This window comes from Arthrobacter sp. C152, from assembly GCF_054890965.1.
The window spans coordinates 17491-37217 of record NZ_JBTZSU010000006.1 but is presented as its reverse complement, the minus strand read 5'-3'; the positions used below and the strand labels follow the sequence as shown (position 1 = coordinate 37217).

Sequence of the window (19727 nt, the reverse complement as noted above, 5' to 3'; positions counted from 1 at the left end):
CTCCTACGAGAACACGGATATGATTTGAAGTACCGCCGGCCCCAGCAAGATGATGAAGAGCGTGGGCAAAATGAAGAAAATGAGCGGGAAAAGCATCTTGACCGGCATCTTCATGGCGTGCTCTTCGGCAAGTTGCCGCCGTTTGATTCTCATGTCCTTCGCTTGAGCCTTGAGCACGCCGGCGATTGCGATTCCATAGGTGTCAGCCTGCACCACGGCACGGACGAAGCTTCGCACGGCCGGAACATCGACGCGGTCCGACAGAGCTAAATATGCCTCCTTCCGCGACCGCCCTACTTGAATGTCCTGGAGGGTCCGGATTAGTTCGTCGGCTAGCGGTCCCCGGCCGTTTTCGCCGGCGCGTCCCATGGCGGTTTCGAAACCGAGACCGGCCTGAACCGAAATCAGCATCTGGTCGAGAGCGTTGGGCAACTCCAGCCTGATGGCCTCCCTGCGCTTCTGGGCAAAGTTGCGCAGAAGGATGTCGGGAAGGAAATACGCAAGTGCGACAATGACAAGGGCGATGAAGAACCTGCCGGCCGAAGGGGCGCCCATGAAGATCAACAGGCCTAGGAGAGCGCCGCCGAATGCGAGCATGGGCTTCACCATAATGATCCGAGAAAGCGGCCACTGCTTGGGCCGGCCCGCGCCGGACAACTGTTTGTCCAGCCAGGCTTCATAGCCGCGCGGCGTAATCCGCCGGGACAGATCCGAAAGCTGCTGTGTGACGTTGAGTGACTGTGAAGCTTGGCTTGGACGGCCTCCAAGATTGGCCTTGATACGCCGCAGCCCGGCCCGGTCCCCTGTGAAGGACAGCCAGACCATGCCGGAAACAGGCACGACGATGGCGAGTATTGCTGCTAGAGCGATGGGTTGCATGATTCCCCCTAATACTTTGGCTTAACAATGCGGCTGAGCCAAAGGCCGCCGACCGTGAGGAGGGCTGCGGCTGCCCCCAACATGGCAAACCCAACGAATGTTGTGGTGAAGACCCGGGCATACGTCGGATTGAAGATCACCAGCCCGATGAACATTAGGATGGGCAAGGCCATGAGAACCATTGCAGACACTCGACCTTCCGCGCTAAGCGCCCTCACTTGGCCCTTCACTTGGTTTCGGTCGCGGATGGTCTCACCCACGTGGTCCAGGACTTCAGCCAGGTCCCCGCCGACTTCACGGTGGATCTCAATTGCCTGGGCGATCCAGTAGAAGTCTTCGCTTGCAGTCCTCCGGGAGACATCCCCCATTGACTCGCCCAGGTCGCGACCGATCCTTGTCTCGTTCACGATTCGGGTCAGTTCAGCGGCCATGGGCCCGTCATTCTCCTGGGCGGCGGCGTCGATGGCCCTGAGGAGGCTGTGGCCTGCCCGAAGACCGCCCGAAAACATTTGCAGCGTATCGGGAACTTGGCTGTCAAAAGTCCTTCGGCGACGGGCAATCAGGAGGTTGAGTACCAGATAGAGCACGACCGGCGTTGCCAGTAGGGCGAGGACGCTCAGCCCAAGCCCACCCAGGAGGAACGCCGCAACCGACGTTACCAGCGTCACTGTTCCGGCCATGAGGAGGTAATCTCCGGGTTCCTTATTGAGGCCCGCCTGTTCCAGCTTGTCGCGGTTGTAGATCGCCGTTGGACGCTTTCTCAGGGTGCGGTTCAACGCACCCACTGCCTGGTTGGTAAGGCGTGTCAGGCTGGATGAGCCTTGGGCGACGTCAGGCCGGCGCCTTGAAAGAGGAACGCCCTGGCGTCCCTTCCAAACGAACACGAAGACTAGGGCAAGCGCCGCGTAAACGAGGAAGAGTCCCGCCATGAAAAAGGCTACAGGTGCATCGGATGGCATCGTCATCTACCCCTGCCAGTCTCAGCTCCAAAGATGTGGGGTGAAACGTGGATGCCCAGCTCAGCAAAGCGGTCCGTGAACCGCGGCCGCACACCTGTTGGGATTGGTTTTCCAAGGAACCTGCCGCTCGCGTCAACCCCGGCGGAGTAATCGAACACGAAAGCATCCTGGAGGGTGACGATGTCGCCTTCCATCCCCTGCACCTCGGTGATATGCGTCACCCGCCGGGTTCCATCCCGGAGCCTCGAGATGTGGACGATAAGGTTCACCGCGGAAGCGACCTGCTCCCTGACCGCCCGGAGGGGGAGATCCATGCCAGCCATCAGGACCAGGGTTTCGAGACGCGCGATGGCATCTCGCGGCGAATTGGCGTGAACGGTAGACAGTGACCCGTCATGGCCGGTATTCATCGCCTGGAGCATGTCAAGACATTCACCTCCGCGGACTTCGCCAACAACGATTCTGTCAGGGCGCATGCGGAGCGAGTTCCGGACGAGGTCGCGGATGGCAATTTCGCCTTTTCCTTCAATGTTCGCTGGCCGACTTTCAAGCCTGACAACATGGTCCTGCTGAAGCTGGAGTTCCACAGCGTCCTCAATCGTCACGATGCGGTCAGAAGCAGGGATGAACGAGGACAAGGCATTGAGCAGTGTGGTCTTGCCTGTGCCCGTACCGCCAGAGACGATGATGTTCATTCTGGCGAGGACACAAGCCTGGAGCAGTTCAGCCATCTCCGGCGAGAGACTGCCGAATGCAATCAACTTCTGAACGGTGAGTGCATCGCCGCCGAACTTTCGGATAGTCAGGGCGGGCCCATTGACGGCAAGTGGCGGGATGATCGCGTTGACACGGGAACCGTCGGCCAACCGCGCATCCACAAGCGGGGACGATTCGTCGATTCGGCGTCCAACTTTCGACACGATGCGTTCAATGACTCTTCTTAGCGCATCGTCGGAGGCGAACTTGGTGTCCGTCAACGTCAGCTTGCCGGCACGCTCAACGTAGACCTGGTCAAAGCGGTTCACCATTACCTCGGTGATCGATGGGTCGTCGAGGAAACGTTGGATCGGCCCATGGCCAAGAACGTCGTCGATGATTTCACGGATGAGCCTCTGGCGTTCCGAGGATGTTAGTGGGACCTGTTCCTCGTCCACAACGATCTTTAGCTCGTCTTTGACGTATTGGTGCAGTTCGGACTCCTCCAGCGAAGAGTCCGTGATCCGCGCGCCCAACCGCTCGTAGAGGGCCTGGCTTGCCCTTTCCTTCAGGGCGCTAAGGGCACCGCTCGCAACAGCTGCCGTCGGCGACAGCTCAATTACCTCAGCCGCATGGGCCGTTTCCGCCGCCTTGGCTTCGTGAATCCGGCCCAACGTTGCCGGTTCCGCGGTCCCGCTCTGTGGGAGGAATGCGTTTTGATCCTCCTCTGCCAAGGGCACGCTGGCTTCGGTGCCGCGCACCCGTTCGAGTCTGCGTGACAGGTTCACTGGACAACCGCCCTTCGATGCAGTTTCTTGTGTGGTCTTGCTTCCCAATTCGGCTTGAACCGCTCTACCAGCTGTCTCAGGCCTTTTACCGCAGGATCCCGGGCGCCATCCTGGAGAAGAGGAACTCCCTTGTTCGTTGAAAAAGGCAGCGTTCGTGAACGGGGAAGAACGACGTCCACTGGCGCGCCAATGGTTGCTTCGACGTCCTGGAGGGTCAGCCCGCTGCGCCGATCGGCCATGTTAAGTACGACGTGGCGGGCCTCCGGGAGGAGGTTTAGTTCAGAGAGGATCTGGTTGCCCGTCCGCAGGCCGCGGATGCTGGGAACATCCATGCCGCAAATCCACACGGCGTCGGAGGCCAGCTCCAGGGTCGCCAGCACATGTTCGCCGAGGCCGGGTGCAGTATCGACCACGACGTATTGGAACTCCTGGCGAAGCTGTGAAAGCAGGTGGCTTACGTTGTCGCCACTGATCCGGTCCATCTCGACCGGATTCTTCGGTGCGCAAAGCGAGTAGATGCCTGCCGGATGAACGGTGAGATACGTCTTGAGGACCATGGAGTCTTGGCTGGCCGCACCAACGACAGCGTCAGTAATCGTATGATCGGGCTCCAACATAAGCCCGCTGGCAACGTCGCCGAACTGAAGGTCCAAATCTACGATGACAACTCCCATCGGCGCGATCTTTCCCAGTCCCACTGCCAGATTGGTGGCAACGGTGGTCTTACCAACGCCTCCCTTAGGGGAAATCACGGCGATGATGCGACCGCCGGCTGCATGTTCATGGTGCTCCGAACTGCTCGGGGAGAGACCTCGCCGCCGGCCGGCCGAGGCGAGACTGGCGCGTTCAACAATGACCCGAATGTGGTCGACTTCGGCTGCCGGATCCAGCAGGTCGCGGATACCTGCCCGCATTGCTTGTATTGCTACATCCGAAGACTCATCGGTCACCAGTATCATGCTAACTTCGGGATACTGCAGATCCATCACTGCGGCGAACTTCAGCGTCTCGTCTGGGGGGAGTTCCGGGCCCAGGATAAAGACTTCCGGCGGTTCCCCGAGGAGTTGAGTCAAGACTTCCTCGGGACCCTGGGGTAGGTAGTTAGCCTGGAAGAACTGCAGGGAGCCAGGCATCGCCGCGGTTGCCATCCGGACCCGGCGTTCAAAGTCCGTATTCGGAGTAATGAGGACGAAGCGGCTCATTGGAATACCTTGCTCTTGTCCACGACCCCGACGGTGCCTTCGGTGGCTCCTGTAGGCTCTTTGGAAAGATAGATCTTGCCGAACTCCGCGGCGTATACAAGCCGTGCGGCGTCAGCGGAATTCCGTGCAACGGTGATCAAGTAAGTGCCATCGCTTTGCGTGCTGCTGCTTGAGCTCAGGGCTCCATCCGCCTGGCCCTTTTGAGATGAATCCTGTTGAGCAGGGCTACCGTTGCTGAACTGGGTGGCCGTGACCAGCACTTTGTGGAATGTGAGCTGGGTGCCCGCCGACTGAGTGGCGGCTTGGCCGGCACCGTTGGTGGAGGACTCTGTCAGGGAGATGAAGATGCCCACCGTGTCGCCGGCCGAGATCTTTCCACCTACAACGCGCTCAATCGGAAGCTTGAGGGAGATCTCCTGCATGCCGTCGGGGACGGCAACGCGGGAAGGTCCGAGGAATGATTCCTTTTCGACGAGTCGGCTTGAGAGGAGCTGCTCTCCCGGGACCAGCGCAACGGCCGTCACTTTGCCACCGAGGGAATTCAGATCCGTTACGCTGTCCGCGCTAAGTGCTGATTTGGGAAGTGGCTTTTTAACGACCGACCCTCCCAAATCGCTGGCCGCCGTTCCTGCCGGGACAGCTGCCTGAACCACAAATACTTCCGAAGTCTCGGTTCCGGCCATCGCACGGGCATCCGCGCTCTGTACATAGGTAATAAGAAGGACGGTGCCGGTTATCGCAATGACTAGCGCGGCGATGCCTCCCAGTAGGCGTGCTTTCACTTTCTTCCCCTTTGGTGTTTCTACTTGATCAGCGTTGGGACGATGACGGTGCCGTTAGGCGTCGTCGTGTACTCAGAGAAAATGCTTGGATCGGCGGCATAACCGACAAAGGTGCCGTACAGGCCCTTTTCACTGCCCGTAAAAACGTTGGTCGGGTCGTACTTCGCCTGGCCGCTGAGGTTCCATGCCTGCAGCTTGAAGCCGGCCCACTTCTCGATGTAGTACTGCACCGAACTGCCGTTACAGGTCCCGAACTGAGCCGCGGGCATACCGGCGCAGGTGTACTTGTAGACGGGCAGTGCGACAGTTGAATTCGCTAGCGTCGGATTGACGGATGGGTTGAAAAGGTCGATGCAGCCGTTTGGCACTGCGGCGCCTGCGCTCGTCATGCTCCACTGCCCGACTTCAGCTGTAACGGTGCAACCCGTGCCGCCATCGGGTGCAAGCCAAGCGAAACCGCCCGGGATAATCTGGTTTGAGGGGTTAAGCCCGTTGCAATCCAGGGCCCCGCCCTGGATAAGTATTTTGTGGGGCTGTCCGTCGTCCTTGAACTCACAGGGGGCAAAGGTCAGCGGGAGCGGTGTGGCTCCCTTCTTGGGGTAGAACCACTTTGCAGTTGCCGTCGCTCCCACCTTTGCAGGCGCTGCATTCAGGGCGCTGGCGAACATCTTGGTCAGGAAGCCTGCATTGGTCGTGCCGTCCTTTGTGGACGTCGTTACAGTCACCTGACCCGATACCGACAAGTCCACAGATTCAACGGTGGATTTGCCATCGTTCGAGTTGCTGTTGGCCAGGTTCGCAGCCCACGTGTTCACTTCGGCTTGCGTGCACCCTGTCGGCCTGTAGCAAAGGTTTGCTCCCGCAAGCGCCCCGGCGTCAGCCGCATTCTGCAGCTGGGCCCGCTCGGCGTAGATCTGCCCGGTATCGACGGCCAGTGCACCGGCACCGATGAGAACTACCATCATGACCGCAACCATGACTCCGGCGGCTCCGCGCTCCCGCTCGCGATGCTCTACGTTCCGTTGCATTGCATCGCTCCAACTCCGGTGACGGTTACGGAACTCCCAAACAGTCCGGTCAATGTTGAGGAGGTGTAAGTGATGGTTACCTTCTCCGTGGTGTTGGCCGCGCAGGCTGCAGGGCTGAAGGTATACGCGAAAGCTGCCGAGTTGACTCCGGGTGCACCGGCAACTGCAGCAGCTTTCGCGTCGGTCTGGCTGTTCTTGACCGCCATGGTCCGGGCAGCCTCGCGGGCGGCCTGAGTGACGGAGATTTGAGCGTTGTAAGCGTTGGCGAACTCGACGATGCCTACTACCAGGGCCAGAAGCACTGGGGCCACCAATGCGAACTCGACGGCAACGGCGCCACGGTTTTTGTTGTCGGTGCCTTCATTTCGGATCTTCTTCATCGGATCCCCCGAGATTGGTTGGGACTGGTGGAGGTGCCGTCCGTGTGGGGGCGGCACCTCCAGACAGTGGCTTGGCTACCAGGTGGCGACTGTCGAACCCAGGTTGGAGAACCAGTTGTTCAGGGCCGTACCAAAAAGGCCAACGCCGACGATGATGAGAAGCGCGATGAATGCCACGAGCAGCGAATACTCGGTTGCTGTGGCTCCCTTTTCGGATGAGAGGCGTTCCTTGATGCCCGCTACCAGAGCGAGCACGGAGACCATGAGAGGTGTCATTTCTGTTCCTTGTTCTTTTTACGGGGCCGGCGCTAACGCGGCAGCCGATCCCCCCAGACAATCCATAGGTCGCAACGTGAACGCGTGTTCCGCTGCTACTGGGGTGCGCCCCGCCCGCAGCCTTGGCAAGGACGCGGCGCACCGAGAGGCGGCGGCTACCAGGTGCCGACGCGGGATCCCAGCGTTGAGAACCAGTTGTTCAGTGCGGTGCCGAAGAGGCCGACCCCGACGATGATCAGAAGTGCGATGAATGCCACGAGCAGCGAATATTCAGTCGCGGTTGCGCCCTTTTCGGAAGAGAAGCGATCCTTGACGCCGGCGACGAAGGCCATCATCGAGACCATGAGAGAAGTCATTGTATTTTCCTTAATTCGGTGAAATTGAACTGGTTATTATTTCAACGAATTTCCAGCTGCCCCCATAAATCCTTAGCGGCTGGACTTCGCTAAGAAGAGGTTGTCATTTGGGGGTGCGGGCAACAATGCGTAGTGGTACTCGTCTTTAATAGGACTTGCCAAACGTACGTACTCGAAAAGTCGGGTCAGTACTCAGACGGCTCGGCAGGGACCCGGCTGACTACTTGGAGCGACGTCACTGCGATCTTGGAACGCTTGCCGGTCGCTGGCTGCCGGAGCTACGGAAAGAAGAGGGCGACAGCGGCCAGGGCGCCGAGCATGGAGGGTCCGTGTGCCACTTCTGCTGCGTTTTTCCGGCCCTTTCGACTCACGATGACCACGGTGAGTAGCCCGTTCAGGATGAACCCGAGAAGGCCGCCATAGAAGAGTTGTGCCCAGCCTAGGTACCCGAGGTAGAGGCCCACCGGCGCGGCAAGCTTGACGTCACCCATGCCGATGCCGCCGGGGGAAATCAGACCCAAAACCAGGTAGCATGCGAACAAAATTACCGCCCCCAACAGTGCGCGCAGGAAAGTATCCAAATGCTCATCAAGGAGCCAGGGAAGGATAAATAATAGTCCGCCACCAGTAAGGAGCGACAATACGAGTGGATTGGGCAGTAAATGCAACGCGATATCGATCCTCGCGAGCTGAATGCCCAGGATGGCGAGAAATAGGAAAGCCGGCAGCGGGGGAGTAATTCCGAGGCGCAATGTAAAGGCCGCACACGCCGCTCCGGTGAGCGCCGCCGTCGTCATTTGTATAGGCCGGGCAGGCTGCGCACCCAGCCGGGGGAGCCGTTTGGCTATGAGTGCCTCTGCAAGAGGGGAAAGAGCTGCGCCCAGCACGGCGACGCCCACGACCAGGAGCCACCCGTTAGAACCGTCACTGCCAACCGAAAACACCGAGACCCCCTGCGTCAGTCAGGCCGGCGGGCGCTGAGGCGCTGTCCGGCTACCCCATTTTGACCCTGAACCGCCTAACGCGCTAATCTTGGTAGTCGTTGTGCGTGTCCTATTCCGATGGTGCGTGCCCGCTTGAGAATCCGGTTGCAGGATAGCTACTCAACGTGCACATTCGGAACTTCAGGATGACTGGTTACATGGAGCCCTCACCTCTGTTCCGGTAGCGCGCAGACAGTAGGTGCACGAGCTAGTGACACCTAAACAAGAACGCCAGAACAAGAACGAGGCAAACACCGTGCGTACGTACACCCCGAAGCCCGGCGATATCAACCGCCAGTGGCACGTCATTGACGCCACCGACGTTGTCCTTGGCCGTCTTGCAAGCCAGACCGCAATCCTGCTGCGCGGCAAGCACAAGGCCACCTATGCATCCCACATGGACATGGGCGACTTCGTCATCATCATCAACGCTGAAAAGGTAGCCCTGACCGGCGCCAAGCTGGAGCAGAAGCGCGCATACCGCCACTCCGGCTACCCGGGCGGCCTGACCTCCGTCAACTACGCGGAACTGCTGGAATCCAACCCGGTCCGCGCCGTTGAGAAGGCCATCAAGGGCATGCTCCCCAAGAACTCGCTCGCTGCACAGCAGCTGGGCAAGCTGAAGGTGTACCGCGGTGCCGAGCACCCGCACGCCGCCCAGCAGCCCAAGACTTTCGAAATCACCCAGGTCGCCCAGTAGTCCTGGCCACCAAACAACTTACTTAATACAAGGAGAATCGTGGCTCAGAACGAAGAACTGACCACCGAGGCCCCCGAGGCCGAGGAAAACCTGACCAGCTACACCTCTGAGAGCTCCGCTGCTGAAGCTGCTCCCAAGAAGGAACGCCCGGCCCTGACCGTTGCCGGCGCAGCTGTTGGCCGCCGCAAGGAAGCCGTTGCCCGCGTCCGCGTCGTGCCCGGCACCGGCAAGTGGACCATCAACGGCCGCGAGCTGGCGAACTACTTCCCGAACAAGCTGCACCAGCAGGACGTCAACGAGCCCTTCAAGATCCTCGATCTCGAAGGCGCCTACGACGTCATCGCACGCATCCACGGTGGCGGCATCTCCGGCCAGGCCGGCGCCCTGCGCCTCGGCATCGCCCGTTCCCTGAACGAGATCGACGTCGAGAACAACCGCCCGACCCTGAAGAAGGCCGGTTACCTGTCCCGCGACGCCCGTGTCATCGAGCGTAAGAAGGCCGGTCTCAAGAAGGCCCGCAAGGCACAGCAGTACTCCAAGCGCTAAAACCGCTTGCACGGAAAGCCCGTCCCGCCGTTTGGTGGGGCGGGCTTTCCTGTTGTACGCCCAGCATGGGCATTCGCTTGGAGGTGTAAGTCCTCTGAAGGAGAAGGTGGTTTAACTTCTAGCTAATGGCAACTGCGCCATCGTGAGGTGGGGTGGGAAGGAAGCCGGAGGCAAATCCCTGCACCGAGGGACACGAACCGCATAGAAGGCATGTTGGTCGGGGTGAGCCAGCAACGGATGGTGAAGCCCGTTCCACCGAAACGGCCAGTGTGTAAATGCGGCGGCGGCAGGGGGAAAGTGGATGTTCTTATCTGGGGAGGTCTGTCCCGGTGCGTCACCTGTTTGTTGGGTGGAGCGGTGCGGCCTTAAGGGCCGTTGCTGATGGGGCAGAAGTCAGCCGAGGGCATAGTACCGGCGGAATCGTATGGTTGCCGGGAAGGGCTGAACGCTGGGAATTGATGGTTTGAAGCAGTGCTTCTCGTGTGTTCCACAGGAATCGCAGCCAACCCACGGGAGTGGTGGGACAGAGAGTGAAGGAGCGAACGGTGAATCCGGGAGAACTGCTGTCTTTGCGTAGTGAGGACCCGGCGGGTATCGGGGAGAACATCAGGGATGGTCAGGGTCTGTGGGAGTCAGTGTTTTCCCGGCAGAATCTGATGATCGCGTTGAAACGTGTTGAGCGTAACCGGGGTGCTGCCGGTGCTGATGGGCTGGGCACGGAGGATCTCCGTGCGTGGTGCCTGGAGCACTGGGTGGCTACCCGGGATGCGTTGGACGCGGGTACTTATGCTCCGTTGCCGGTGCGTCAGGTGATGATTCCCAAACCTGACGGCGGGGAACGGAAGCTGGGAGTACCGTCCGTGCTGGATCGGTTGATCCAGCAGGCAGTCGCGCAAGTCCTGTCCCCGGTCTTTGATCCGGGGTTCGTGCCGGTCTCGTATGGGTTCCGGCCGGGCAAGAGCGCCCATGATGCGGTGAAGGTCGCCCGAACGGTGATCGGTCAAGGGTGTCGGTGGGTGGTCGAGGTTGATCTGGATGCGTTCTTTGACCGGGTGAACCACGACGTGCTGATGGCCAGGGTTGCGCGGAAAGTGAAAGACAAGCGGCTCTTGAAGCTGATTCGGCGCTATCTTGAAGCAGGGATCATGGCTGATGGGGTGCGGCAGCCAACGGTGGAGGGAACCCCGCAGGGGTCGCCTTTGTCGCCGTTGCTGTCCAACATCATGCTGGACGATTTTGATCAGGAGTTCTGGGGTCGGGGGCACCGTTTCGTGCGGTATGCCGATGACATCAGGGTCTTTGTGAAGTCCAGGAGGGCCGCAGAACGGGTGCTGGATCGGGCCACGAAAGTGCTTGAGAAGGGCCTGAAATTGAGGGTCAACCGGGAGAAATCCGTAATCAACCCAGCAAGTGTAGCTACGTTGCTGGGTTTCGGGTTTTACTTCACCAAAGCCGGGGTGAGGATCCGGATCGCGCCGAAGGCGTTCAAACGCATGAAGGACCGCATCCGGGAACTGACCTCGCGCAAATGGAGTGTCTCCATGGACTACCGCATCCAACAACTGAACCGCTATGTTCGCGGATGGATGGGCTACTTCCGGCTGTCACAGACGCCGCGGAAGTTCTCCGACCTTGATGAGTGGTTCAGGCGAAGGATGCGTCAAATCCGGTGGAAGGAATGGAAGAAACCGCGAACACGGGTGGCAAAGCTGCGCAAGCTCGGGATCAGGCCCGATTTGGCCTACCAATGGGGCATGACCAGCCGCGCTTACTGGCGGACCGCGGGCTCGCCCATTCTCCAACGCGCCCTCCCCAACCAACACTGGGTGGAGGAAGGCCTCCTACTCTTTCACACTGCTTGGGACCGTTTTCAACGACCTGGCGAACCGCCGTATGCGAGGCCCGCACGTACGGTGGTGTGAGAGGAGGGCCGGGAAACCCGGCCCTCCTACTCGATTCCTGTGCGTTCTGCGACAGGCGCCGTATTCTACGGAACTAGCCGGTAAACGGTTGTACCGCCTACGTCAATTGGACTGAAGTTCGTCTGGACCCATTCATGGATAGCCAATAGCTCAGGGCTGTTTCCGGGAATCTTGAGCTGCTCTGGCTGGATGACCAGATTGCATACCTTCCCCGCACCCACCCAATCCTGAAACTGGCGCAGAGTCGGAGCGGGGTCAGTGGCAGCGAAACCACCCAGCGGCATGACGGGACGGTGGAGCTCAAGTTGGAAGCGCGCGGCCGTTTGCCCCGGGTATGTGGCTGCGGGCCATGTGCAAGCGGGGCCGGCACCGCCCAGATAGGCCGAAAGCTGCGGGCTGGGTCCGTTCCCTATAGCGAGTCCCTTCCCCCAAGCAGGATTGTCGTTCTTAATTCCGTCCATGAAGCGGCTGAGGGTGTACTGGCTTTTCGCGAGGCCGCCCGACAAGGGGTTGGATCCCTGTTGCGGAGTAGTAACGCTAAGACCGTTGCAGAAGAGAGGCCCGACGGCCAAGAGGGCGGCCGACGTCCAAATAGCGGCCGGCTTAATCCAGGATAGTGGCTGGGGTACGACCAGAAAGGCAATGCAAATTATTCCGGCGAGAAAGAGCCCGGACCCAAGGAGCTCCGGATATGCATCGCTCAACTGCCACATTGCCCGGTAAAAAATGAAGCTGGCCAAGAGCGCTGCAGCTGTTCCCCAACGGTTCACGGCCGTCGGAATGCTGGTCAGAACCAGCTCGGCCCCCTGCGCCAAGCAGAGCGCAAGAGGCGCGGCAAGGGACGCAGTGTAGTAGGAATGGAAGCTGTTGCCCATAAAACTCAGAACAAAGAATGTAGTTAGCATCCAAACGACGGAGGCTAGGGCCAGGGTTGCCCGATTTCGGGTGTATTTCCGACGGAATAGCTGGAGGACGATTGCAGCACATGAAATTAGTGCTGGTACAAGCAGCCATCCTATTTCTTGCCCATAGTTTGAGTTGAACAAGCGAAAAAATCCTGCGTCCGAATCCACGTTCCGCATCGCTTCGGGAAGGAGGGTGCTCCATGGATCAGCTTGCTGTTTCAGGACGCGATCCAGTCCGTTGTAGCCCACCGTCAATTCCAACATGCTGTTGGTCAAGGAGCCCCCAACGTAGGGCCGATCGGCAGAAGGTGTTAAATCCACCAAGAGCGGCCATGCAAGTGCGCCGCCAGCCAGAACTGATGCGGAGGCGGTGAGTGACAATAGCTTTGATTTCCACGTTCCACTGGAATAGAACACAAATATCGTGACGATCGCGGGCAGTACCAAAAATGCCTGCAGTTGTTTTGCCCAGAAGCCGAGTGCAAGAATACTTGCGGCCAACAACAAATATCTGAGGCCGCCGGATTCCGTAGCCGAGATCCCGGCGCACAAGGCTGCGAGCATGAGCACGACCATTAGTGGATCAGGATTGTTGTACCGGGCCAGGAGGACGGTGATCGGCGTCGTTGCGAAAGCTGCACTGGCGAGTAGGGCAGTGCGCGCAGGACAACAGCGTTTCACCAATTTATAGATGAGCAGCACGCTGCCTAACGTCATGATCACCTGAGGCAGCAACAACGCCCATGGGTTCAGTCCGAAGATTCGGCACGAGAGACCGATGACCCAGAGGCTGAGCGGCGGTTTGTCCACAGTTATGGAGTTTCCCCAATCGGCCGACGCGAAGAAGAAGGCCGTTGGGTCGTGCAGCCCGGACTGGACAGCTGCAGTGTAGTAGGCGTTGGCCCACCCATTCGATGCAAGAGCCCAGGTGTACAAGATGCCGGCCCCAATCAGGATCCCCAAAAGCCCTGCTCCTGCCGGCGTAGGTAGGCTCCATCCATTTGCGGTTCTTGCCCGCGCGCAGCCCCTAGCTCCTGAGATCGTAGAGCGTGACTCCATCGACGGTTTCCCCCCTGAAATTGGATCGCACCCAATCCGTAATAGACACAGCCTCCTCGCCTAGAGGCACTTCGTCCACTATGGTTTGCTGCCAGATGAAGTAGGCAACATTGTCGTCCCGCACCATTGCCTTGAATTGCGTGAGTGTGGGCGCAGGATCGTTGCCCAGCCATCCGCCGAGAGGAATGACTGGCCGGCCGGAGGCAAGGGCGTACAAGGCTGCGTCCTGGGCAGTGTAGGTAGCTGCCGCCCATCGCGATGAAGTCGAATCCTGAAGCAGGGCGGTCACTTCGACAGACGGCTTCAGACCGAACCCCAAGTGTCTAGCCAGAGGCGGATCTCCCACATAGGCGGCTTGCAAATGAGCCGACAAGGAGTTCGGGTTGTTGCCAACGGGACCCGACAAGGGATTTGTGCCTTCATGCGAATTGCTGAGGGTAATGACGTCGGTAGCCAACGGTGCCAGAACCAGTGCTATCGGCACTAAGGCTAATGTCAGGGAGGTCATGAGCCGGCGTCTGGCACCTAGCCAACCGGCCACGGTCAGCCCAATAACGAAGACATCGAACAGGGGGACAAGTCCCCACTCGTTGCTGTACTGGAAGATGCGCCAAGCAACGTACCCGGTACCGGCAACAAGTACGGCACCAATCAACCTCGGTGCAATGCGCTGCCGTTGAATCCATAGAAAGTGGATGCCCAAGGGAACCACAACTGCGGACGGCGCAGCAAGCGAAAAGGTGTAATAGGTATGGGTCATGGTACCCATGAAGCTCAACAGACAGTATGACGTGACAAGCCAAACGACGCCGGTCGCGACGAGGGCCTTCGTGGAACGTCGGGATCCCAGTTGCTTCCAGAGCACGATCAAGGCGACGGAACTCATCAGGGCGGTCAGCAGGAGCCAGGCCCCTTCGGGTGCAAAGTTTGCGTTGAAGAGGCGGCCGAATCCGCCGTCATACGAGTCCGGTCCCTGGGCCGGGACCGGACGTCCGGTTTCCGAGCCTTCCGTGAACCGCAAAAAGCGAGCCAATCCGTTGTAGTCGAGTGTGAGTTCGAGGATGCTGTTGGTTGCTGATCCGCCGATGTAGGGTCGGTTGGCTGCTGGTGTGAGTTCGACGATTGCCATCCACCAGCCGCCGCTGATGACTAGGGCGCCGAGTGCCCCGAGGAGGCGGAGGAGCCGTGAGGCGATGGTTCCGGCGCCGAAGAGCAGGACGGCGAGCACCAGGGCCGGGATGGGAAGGAAGGCTTGGATTTGTTTGGCCATGAAGCCCAGGCCGAGCGACGTTCCGGCGAGCAGGTACCAGGTCCAGCGGTTGTCCTCGATGCCGCGGATGATGAAGTAGGCTGCGGTCACAGTGAGCAGCCCCATCAGCGGTTCAGGATTGTTGTATCGGGACATCAGCACGACGACGGGGGTGGTGGCGTAGATCAGGCCACCGAGCAGGGCCAGTGCGGCGGGGTGGCTGCGACGGATGATTTTGTAGATCAGCCAGGTGGTGGCAACTCCCATGAGGGCTTGGGGGACGAGCAGTGCCCATGAGTTCAGTCCGAAGAGCCGGACGGAGAGTGACATAATCCAGATGCTCAGCGGCGGTTTGTCGACGGTGATGAGGTTGCCGGCGTCGAGGGAACCGTAGAAGAAAGCTTTCCAGTTTTGGGATCCTGCTTGTGCCGCCGCAGAGTAGTAGGGGTTGGCCCAGCCATTTCGGTCCAGTCCCCATAGGAACGCCGTTGCGGTCCCGAGGAGAAGGGCGGCAAGGCCGATCTTCTCCCAAGGCCAGGAACCGCTCGGGGCTAGACCTGGACGAAGGGCCGTTGTCCGGCTCCTGGTTGCAATCGTCATCGGAGCGATTCCCCGGCAGCGCGAAGTCGTCCGGTTACGGTTGAGCGCGCGTCATGACGCTGTACTCGGAAGACCCAGAGACGCAAAAGCACAAAGCGCATCAGCGTTGCCAAGACATTGGCCGCGGTAAGTGTCAGAAGCTCCGTGTTGGGGGCGGCATCGGGGTGCACCAAGTGGAGAAGCAACAACGAAGAAGATGTGATGCACCAAGCGAGCAGAAACACCAGAAAGCCTTGGAATTGCTGTGTGAAGAGCTTCTCCGGCCCACTGATGCCGAAAGTGAAACGACGGTTGGCGGTTGTGTTTCCTATGGCAGTAAGCAATAGAGCCAGAAAATTGGCTTCCTGTGCGCTAAAGGGGCCTTGGAGTATCAGATACAACAGAGCGAAAGCCAGCGTTGAAGCGACGCCAACGAGCCCGAACCGGAGTACTTGGCCGAAGAAGCTCGGCCGCCCTATCGGCGCTATCGGTCCCCGGCCAAGCTCAGCATAGATTGCCTGAATCGGGATAAGGCCCTTGATCAGGGAAGTACCCACCCGTGCCATTCCCCGGAGGTCAGCAAGTGCTGTCTGCTTGATGTCAACGCGGCTGTCTGGGTCGTCAACCCAGTCAACCGGGATTTCGTGAATTCGAAGTCCCGAACGCTCAGCGATGATCAGCAATTCAGTGTCAAAGAACCAGCCGTTGTCTTCCACATGCGGCAGTAAACGATGGGCGACGTCCGCTCGGATCGCCTTGAAACCGCACTGCGCGTCTGAGAACCTCACCTGCATGGTCCGCCGCAGGAGGAAATTGTAGGACCTGGAAATAAACTCCCGCTTGGGCCCACGGATAACGCGAGAACTCTGGCCGAGCCTCGTGCCGATCGAGATGTCGGAGTGGCCCGACAAAAGAGGTGCCACCAATGGCGGCAGTGCCGCGAGATCCGTGGAAAGATCCACATCCAGGTACGCGAGCACCTTCGCGTCGGAAGCGCCCCATGCATCCCTTAGGGCATGGCCGCGTCCCTTGACCTCAAGGCGCCGATACTCGACGTTCGGCATCTTCCCGCTGAGGCGGGAGGCAATCACCGGGGTCCGGTCGGTGCTTGCATTATCGGCGATGGTGATCTTCCACGTCGACGGCATTTCTTGCGTCAAGTAGTCGGCGAGCCTTGTGATGCTGCTTTCGAGTACCGCTTCCTCGTTGAAGACCGGTACAACAATTTCGAGCGCCAAGCCCCCATAGCTAGGTGTCATGAATGGATCGTAGGAGCGGTCGTATGGCGCGGGCGAGGCTTTTCGGTAAAGACAGGTACTTATAGCTGAAAACCAAGTAGTCGCTCCCCCAATTTGCTTCAGGCCGTAGTCACTACTCGTTTCCGCGAGTGGAGTACCTGCTGGAGCCCCCGACTGACGCGGCCCAAGCCCGCAACCGCCGTTCAAACGGCTTCTCTACTAACTCATGAAGTACGCCGGCAGTTGCAACCGCTACGACGACGACAAGGCCTGACAAGCCCAACACCTCCAATCCCGATCGAGCCTCGGTCCAAGGTCGGAACACACGTAGGACTAATTCGTGAATTAAGTACAGGGCAAACGACCATTGTCCGAGCTTGACCACTAGGGGGGAGGCAAACGTGCTGGCCTTACCCGCAATGTCTTCGTTGGCGAACGCCGCTATGACAGCTAGAAACCCAGGGGCCATGACCACATTGGCGAGTGTTACTGGAACGGACATTCCGCTTAGGACCAATGATGCCGCGAGCAGGCCAACAGTTAGCATCGCTAGCAAACCCAGGGCTGCCGTACCCGAGAACTTTGGTCGCCAGCCGGCCTTCATCAGACTCGCGAGACACATCCCGAGAATAAACTCTCCAAGCCGAAACAACGGCATGGTGCCGAGAAGGTAGTCAGCTGTGGGCATCGACGTGATTGCCGCCAGAACCATCAGCAGTATCACCGAGCCCACAGGCACACATATGAAGAGTCGGTAGTGGCCGGGCAGGTGACCAAGCTTTCTGAACAGCAATGGAAACATCAGGTAGAAGAACGCTTCGCAGGAGAGCGACCAAGATACGCCGTTGAATGAGTTCAGGAACGGGCTCGCCGGGATCCAGGCTTGGGTAAGCGTGGCGACAAAAGGTGCGCTTGTCCACGATGCACGCACTGACGTCGGCAATGCGGGCGCCCAGATGGCCAACACCATCGTCAACAGATGTAGTGGCCAGATCCGCGCAATCCGGTGAAGGTAGAACCTTCGTGTCAGCACTTCCTTCTTTTGGGACCAGGACAAAACGAAACCGGAGAGAATGAAAAAGAAACTGACGGCCGTGAAACCGTAGCCGAACACCGCCAGGCTATCCCCGATTGGGGTGAAGTAAATTCTCAAGTGATACAGGAGCACGGCAAGGGCAGCAAAGAAACGAAGACCTGTCAGACTAGTCAACTGTCGATCCGAAGCCGGCATCGTCCTACCCCCAATATGCGCCGTTAAGCTTGCTGGCGTGAGCATATCCAAGAAGCCGCAATTCCAGGCTCAAGATTGGCGCAGCAGACTTCCGAGGGCCTGCGCGGAGGGCCAGCCCCTCTCATCCTCTACACTTGACCGGTGTCTAGATTATTTGGAACTGATGGTGTCCGGGGGCTCGCGAACGGTCTGCTGACTGCGGAGCTGGCCATGCAGCTGGCCCAGGCGGCCGCCGTCGTGCTCGGCCACGACCGCAACTCCAACGGCTCACGGCCCCGCGCCGTGGTGGCACGCGACCCGCGCGCCAGCGGCGAATTCATCGCCGCAGCGGTGGAGGCCGGGCTCTCCAGCTCCGGCATCGACGTCTATGACGCCGGCGTCCTTCCCACCCCTGCGGCGGCCTACCTGGTGGCTGACCTGGACGCGGACTTCGGCGTCATGATCTCCGCCTCCCACAACCCCGCACCGGACAACGGCATCAAGTTCTTCGCCCGCGGCGGCCAGAAGCTCCCCGACGATGTGGAAGACGCCATCGAGGCCCAGATGTCCAAGGAAGCCGCCCGCCCCACCGGCGCCGACGTCGGGCGCATCCAGCGCTTCTCCGACGCCGAGGACCGCTACATCGTCCACCTCCTGCGCACCCTCCCGCACAACCTTGAAGGCCTGAAGGTTGTCCTCGACTGCGCCCACGGCGCCGCCAGCGGCTGCTCCCCTCAGGTCTTCAAGGACGCCGGCGCGGACGTCGTCGTCATCGGCGCGGAGCCGGACGGCCTCAACATCAACGAGGGCGTCGGCTCCACCCACCTTGGCCCGCTCAAGGAAGCCGTGGTCAAGTACCAGGCGGACCTGGGCATCGCCCACGACGGCGACGCCGACCGGTGCCTGGCAGTGGACCACGAGGGCAACGAAGTGGACGGCGACCAGATCATGGCCATCCTCGCCATCGCGCTCCAGAAGTCAGGCAAGCTCAGGGACGACGTCCTGGTCGCCACCGTCATGAGCAACCTCGGCCTCAAGATCGCCCTCCGCCAGGCTGGCATCAGCATCCGCGAAACCGCGGTGGGGGACCGGTACGTCCTCGAGGAAATGCGCGACGGCGGCTACAACCTCGGCGGCGAACAGTCCGGCCACGTGATCTTCTCCGACCACGCCACCACCGGCGACGGCGTGCTCACCGGCCTGCAAATCGCAGCCCAGGTGGCCCTGACGGGCAAGCCGCTCAAGGAACTGGCCACCGTGATGACCAAGCTCCCGCAGGTCCTCATCAACGTCAAGGGCGTGGACCGCACCCGGGTCGGCAGCAACGATGTCCTGGCCCAGGCCGTCGCCGCCGCCGAGGCAGCCCTCGGGGAGTCGGGACGCGTCTTGCTGCGTCCCTCCGGCACCGAACCCGTGGTGCGCGTCATGGTGGAAGCTGCCGACGAAGAGACCGCACAGTCCATCGCCGAGCACCTCGCCCAGGTGGTCCGAAGCGAACTCGCCCTGGAACTCGCCTCAAGCTAGGCAGCAACAAAAGTGGCCCGCCTCCCGAAAGGGATGCGGGCCACGCGTCTGTGCAAAAACTACGGCGTGCGTTCCTTCAGCGCATCCCGGATCTCGGTCAGCAGCGCAACTTGCGGATCCTCCGCCGCCTCCTTCTTCACGTCCTTGTTGATCCCCAGCCGGCGGTTGCGGCGCTCGATCATTAGGTTCATCGGCATCACCACCACAAAGTAGATGGCTGCCGCGATGAGCAGGAAGTTCACCAGCGCCGTCAGCAGGACGCCGAACTCGATGGCGTTGCCATTCAGCTCCACCCTGGCGAAGCTGTCGAAGTTGGGCGCGCCCACCAGGCCTGAGATGAACGGCATGAGCACCTTGTTCACCATCGCTGTGACCACGGCCCCGAACGCAGTACCCATGACGACTGCGACGGCAAGGTCAACAACGTTGCCCTTCATAATGAAGTTCTTGAATCCTGTCAGCATGG

19 protein-coding genes are annotated in these 19727 nt (G+C 60.0%); 4 read left to right on the top strand and 15 right to left on the bottom strand.

The genetic code is table 11. The features are described 5' to 3' along the window. Positions 1-3: 3 nt before the first annotated feature. The 10 genes from ACYSM9_RS05900 to ACYSM9_RS05855 all read right to left on the bottom strand — a co-directional run bounded on the left by ACYSM9_RS05900 (position 4) and on the right by ACYSM9_RS05855 (position 8245). Positions 4-879, bottom strand: a complete 876-nt coding sequence (locus ACYSM9_RS05900; protein WP_461856075.1) for a type II secretion system F family protein — start codon at positions 877-879, stop codon at positions 4-6. Between the two features lie 8 nt (positions 880-887). After that, positions 888-1838: a type II secretion system F family protein gene (locus ACYSM9_RS05895; RefSeq protein WP_461856220.1), complete on the bottom strand. Its 951-nt coding sequence runs from the start codon at positions 1836-1838 to the stop codon at positions 888-890. 2 nt (positions 1839-1840) lie between these two features. Beyond that, positions 1841-3322 (bottom strand): CpaF family protein, encoded by a 1482-nt coding sequence (locus ACYSM9_RS05890; RefSeq protein WP_461856074.1) that lies wholly within the window; start codon positions 3320-3322, stop codon positions 1841-1843. Continuing rightward, positions 3319-4524: an AAA family ATPase gene (locus ACYSM9_RS05885; protein WP_461856073.1), complete on the bottom strand. Its 1206-nt coding sequence runs from the start codon at positions 4522-4524 to the stop codon at positions 3319-3321. The genes ACYSM9_RS05890 and ACYSM9_RS05885 overlap by 4 nt, the downstream gene beginning before the upstream one ends. Further along, positions 4521-5306 carry a Flp pilus assembly protein CpaB gene (gene cpaB, locus ACYSM9_RS05880; RefSeq protein ID WP_461856072.1) on the bottom strand — a complete coding sequence of 262 codons (786 nt, stop codon included), beginning with the start codon at positions 5304-5306 and terminating at the stop codon, positions 4521-4523. Before cpaB ends, ACYSM9_RS05885 begins: the two co-directional genes overlap by 4 nt. Positions 5307-5326: 20 nt before the next feature. Then, entirely contained in the window at positions 5327-6334 is a 1008-nt protein-coding gene (locus ACYSM9_RS05875; protein WP_461856071.1) for a pilus assembly protein TadG-related protein, read from the bottom strand. Next, the gene (locus tag ACYSM9_RS05870; RefSeq protein WP_461856070.1) at positions 6319-6714 is read right to left on the bottom strand and encodes a TadE/TadG family type IV pilus assembly protein; all 396 of its coding nucleotides are present in this window, start codon (positions 6712-6714) and stop codon (positions 6319-6321) included. Before ACYSM9_RS05870 ends, ACYSM9_RS05875 begins: the two co-directional genes overlap by 16 nt. Positions 6715-6789: 75 nt before the next feature. Continuing rightward, on the bottom strand, positions 6790-6990 hold the full coding sequence (locus ACYSM9_RS05865) for a Flp family type IVb pilin (RefSeq protein ID WP_461856069.1): 201 nt from the start codon (positions 6988-6990) through the stop codon (positions 6790-6792). Positions 6991-7145: 155 nt separating this feature from the next. After that, the gene (locus ACYSM9_RS05860; protein WP_461856068.1) at positions 7146-7346 is read right to left on the bottom strand and encodes a Flp family type IVb pilin; all 201 of its coding nucleotides are present in this window, start codon (positions 7344-7346) and stop codon (positions 7146-7148) included. A 278-nt stretch (positions 7347-7624) separates the two neighbouring features. After that, positions 7625-8245 (bottom strand): prepilin peptidase, encoded by a 621-nt coding sequence (locus ACYSM9_RS05855; protein ID WP_461856067.1) that lies wholly within the window; start codon positions 8243-8245, stop codon positions 7625-7627. 340 nt (positions 8246-8585) lie between these two features. Between ACYSM9_RS05855 and rplM the strand changes: the two genes are divergently transcribed. From rplM to ltrA, 3 genes are all read left to right on the top strand, one after another. Then, a complete protein-coding gene (rplM, locus tag ACYSM9_RS05850; protein ID WP_009358699.1) occupies positions 8586-9029 on the top strand; it encodes a 50S ribosomal protein L13 in 444 nt (147 codons plus the stop codon). Between the two features lie 39 nt (positions 9030-9068). Further along, entirely contained in the window at positions 9069-9575 is a 507-nt protein-coding gene (gene rpsI / locus ACYSM9_RS05845) for a 30S ribosomal protein S9 (protein WP_141942595.1), read from the top strand. Between the two features lie 545 nt (positions 9576-10120). Then, positions 10121-11497, top strand: coding sequence for a group II intron reverse transcriptase/maturase (ltrA, locus tag ACYSM9_RS05840; RefSeq protein WP_461856066.1), 1377 nt, complete (start codon positions 10121-10123; stop codon positions 11495-11497). Positions 11498-11562: 65 nt separating this feature from the next. Here ltrA and ACYSM9_RS05835 read toward each other — a convergent pair whose 3' ends face one another. From ACYSM9_RS05835 to ACYSM9_RS05820, 4 genes are all read right to left on the bottom strand, one after another. Continuing rightward, positions 11563-13365, bottom strand: coding sequence for an ArnT family glycosyltransferase (locus ACYSM9_RS05835; protein ID WP_461856065.1), 1803 nt, complete (start codon positions 13363-13365; stop codon positions 11563-11565). 64 nt (positions 13366-13429) lie between these two features. After that, positions 13430-15310 (bottom strand): ArnT family glycosyltransferase, encoded by a 1881-nt coding sequence (locus tag ACYSM9_RS05830; RefSeq protein WP_461856064.1) that lies wholly within the window; start codon positions 15308-15310, stop codon positions 13430-13432. Next, positions 15307-16548, bottom strand: a complete 1242-nt coding sequence (locus ACYSM9_RS05825; RefSeq protein ID WP_461856063.1) for a bifunctional glycosyltransferase family 2/GtrA family protein — start codon at positions 16546-16548, stop codon at positions 15307-15309. The genes ACYSM9_RS05830 and ACYSM9_RS05825 overlap by 4 nt, the downstream gene beginning before the upstream one ends. A gap of 112 nt (positions 16549-16660) precedes the next feature. Continuing rightward, positions 16661-17737 (bottom strand): acyltransferase family protein, encoded by a 1077-nt coding sequence (locus ACYSM9_RS05820; RefSeq protein WP_461856062.1) that lies wholly within the window; start codon positions 17735-17737, stop codon positions 16661-16663. 162 nt (positions 17738-17899) lie between these two features. Between ACYSM9_RS05820 and glmM the strand changes: the two genes are divergently transcribed. Then, the gene (gene glmM, locus ACYSM9_RS05815) at positions 17900-19261 is read left to right on the top strand and encodes a phosphoglucosamine mutase (protein WP_461856061.1); all 1362 of its coding nucleotides are present in this window, start codon (positions 17900-17902) and stop codon (positions 19259-19261) included. 59 nt (positions 19262-19320) lie between these two features. Here glmM and mscL read toward each other — a convergent pair whose 3' ends face one another. Next, positions 19321-19725 (bottom strand): large conductance mechanosensitive channel protein MscL, encoded by a 405-nt coding sequence (gene mscL / locus ACYSM9_RS05810; protein ID WP_461856060.1) that lies wholly within the window; start codon positions 19723-19725, stop codon positions 19321-19323. Positions 19726-19727 lie beyond the last annotated feature (2 nt).

What these genes read in the sequence shown, in the direction of transcription:
- ACYSM9_RS05900 (WP_461856075.1), bottom strand. Translation starts at nt 879, where the DNA reads ATGCAACCCATCGCTCTAGCAGCAATACTCGCCATCGTCGTGCCTGTT.
- ACYSM9_RS05895 (WP_461856220.1), bottom strand. Translation starts at nt 1,838, where the DNA reads ATGCCATCCGATGCACCTGTAGCCTTTTTCATGGCGGGACTCTTCCTC.
- ACYSM9_RS05885 (WP_461856073.1), bottom strand. Translation starts at nt 4,524, where the DNA reads ATGAGCCGCTTCGTCCTCATTACTCCGAATACGGACTTTGAACGCCGG.
- ACYSM9_RS05875 (WP_461856071.1), bottom strand. Translation starts at nt 6,334, where the DNA reads ATGCAACGGAACGTAGAGCATCGCGAGCGGGAGCGCGGAGCCGCCGGA.
- ACYSM9_RS05870 (WP_461856070.1), bottom strand. Translation starts at nt 6,714, where the DNA reads ATGAAGAAGATCCGAAATGAAGGCACCGACAACAAAAACCGTGGCGCC.
- ACYSM9_RS05865 (WP_461856069.1), bottom strand. Translation starts at nt 6,990, where the DNA reads ATGACACCTCTCATGGTCTCCGTGCTCGCTCTGGTAGCGGGCATCAAG.
- ACYSM9_RS05860 (WP_461856068.1), bottom strand. Translation starts at nt 7,346, where the DNA reads ATGACTTCTCTCATGGTCTCGATGATGGCCTTCGTCGCCGGCGTCAAG.
- ACYSM9_RS05830 (WP_461856064.1), bottom strand. Translation starts at nt 15,310, where the DNA reads ATGACGATTGCAACCAGGAGCCGGACAACGGCCCTTCGTCCAGGTCTA.
- ACYSM9_RS05825 (WP_461856063.1), bottom strand. Translation starts at nt 16,548, where the DNA reads ATGACACCTAGCTATGGGGGCTTGGCGCTCGAAATTGTTGTACCGGTC.
- mscL (WP_461856060.1), bottom strand. Translation starts at nt 19,725, where the DNA reads ATGCTGACAGGATTCAAGAACTTCATTATGAAGGGCAACGTTGTTGAC.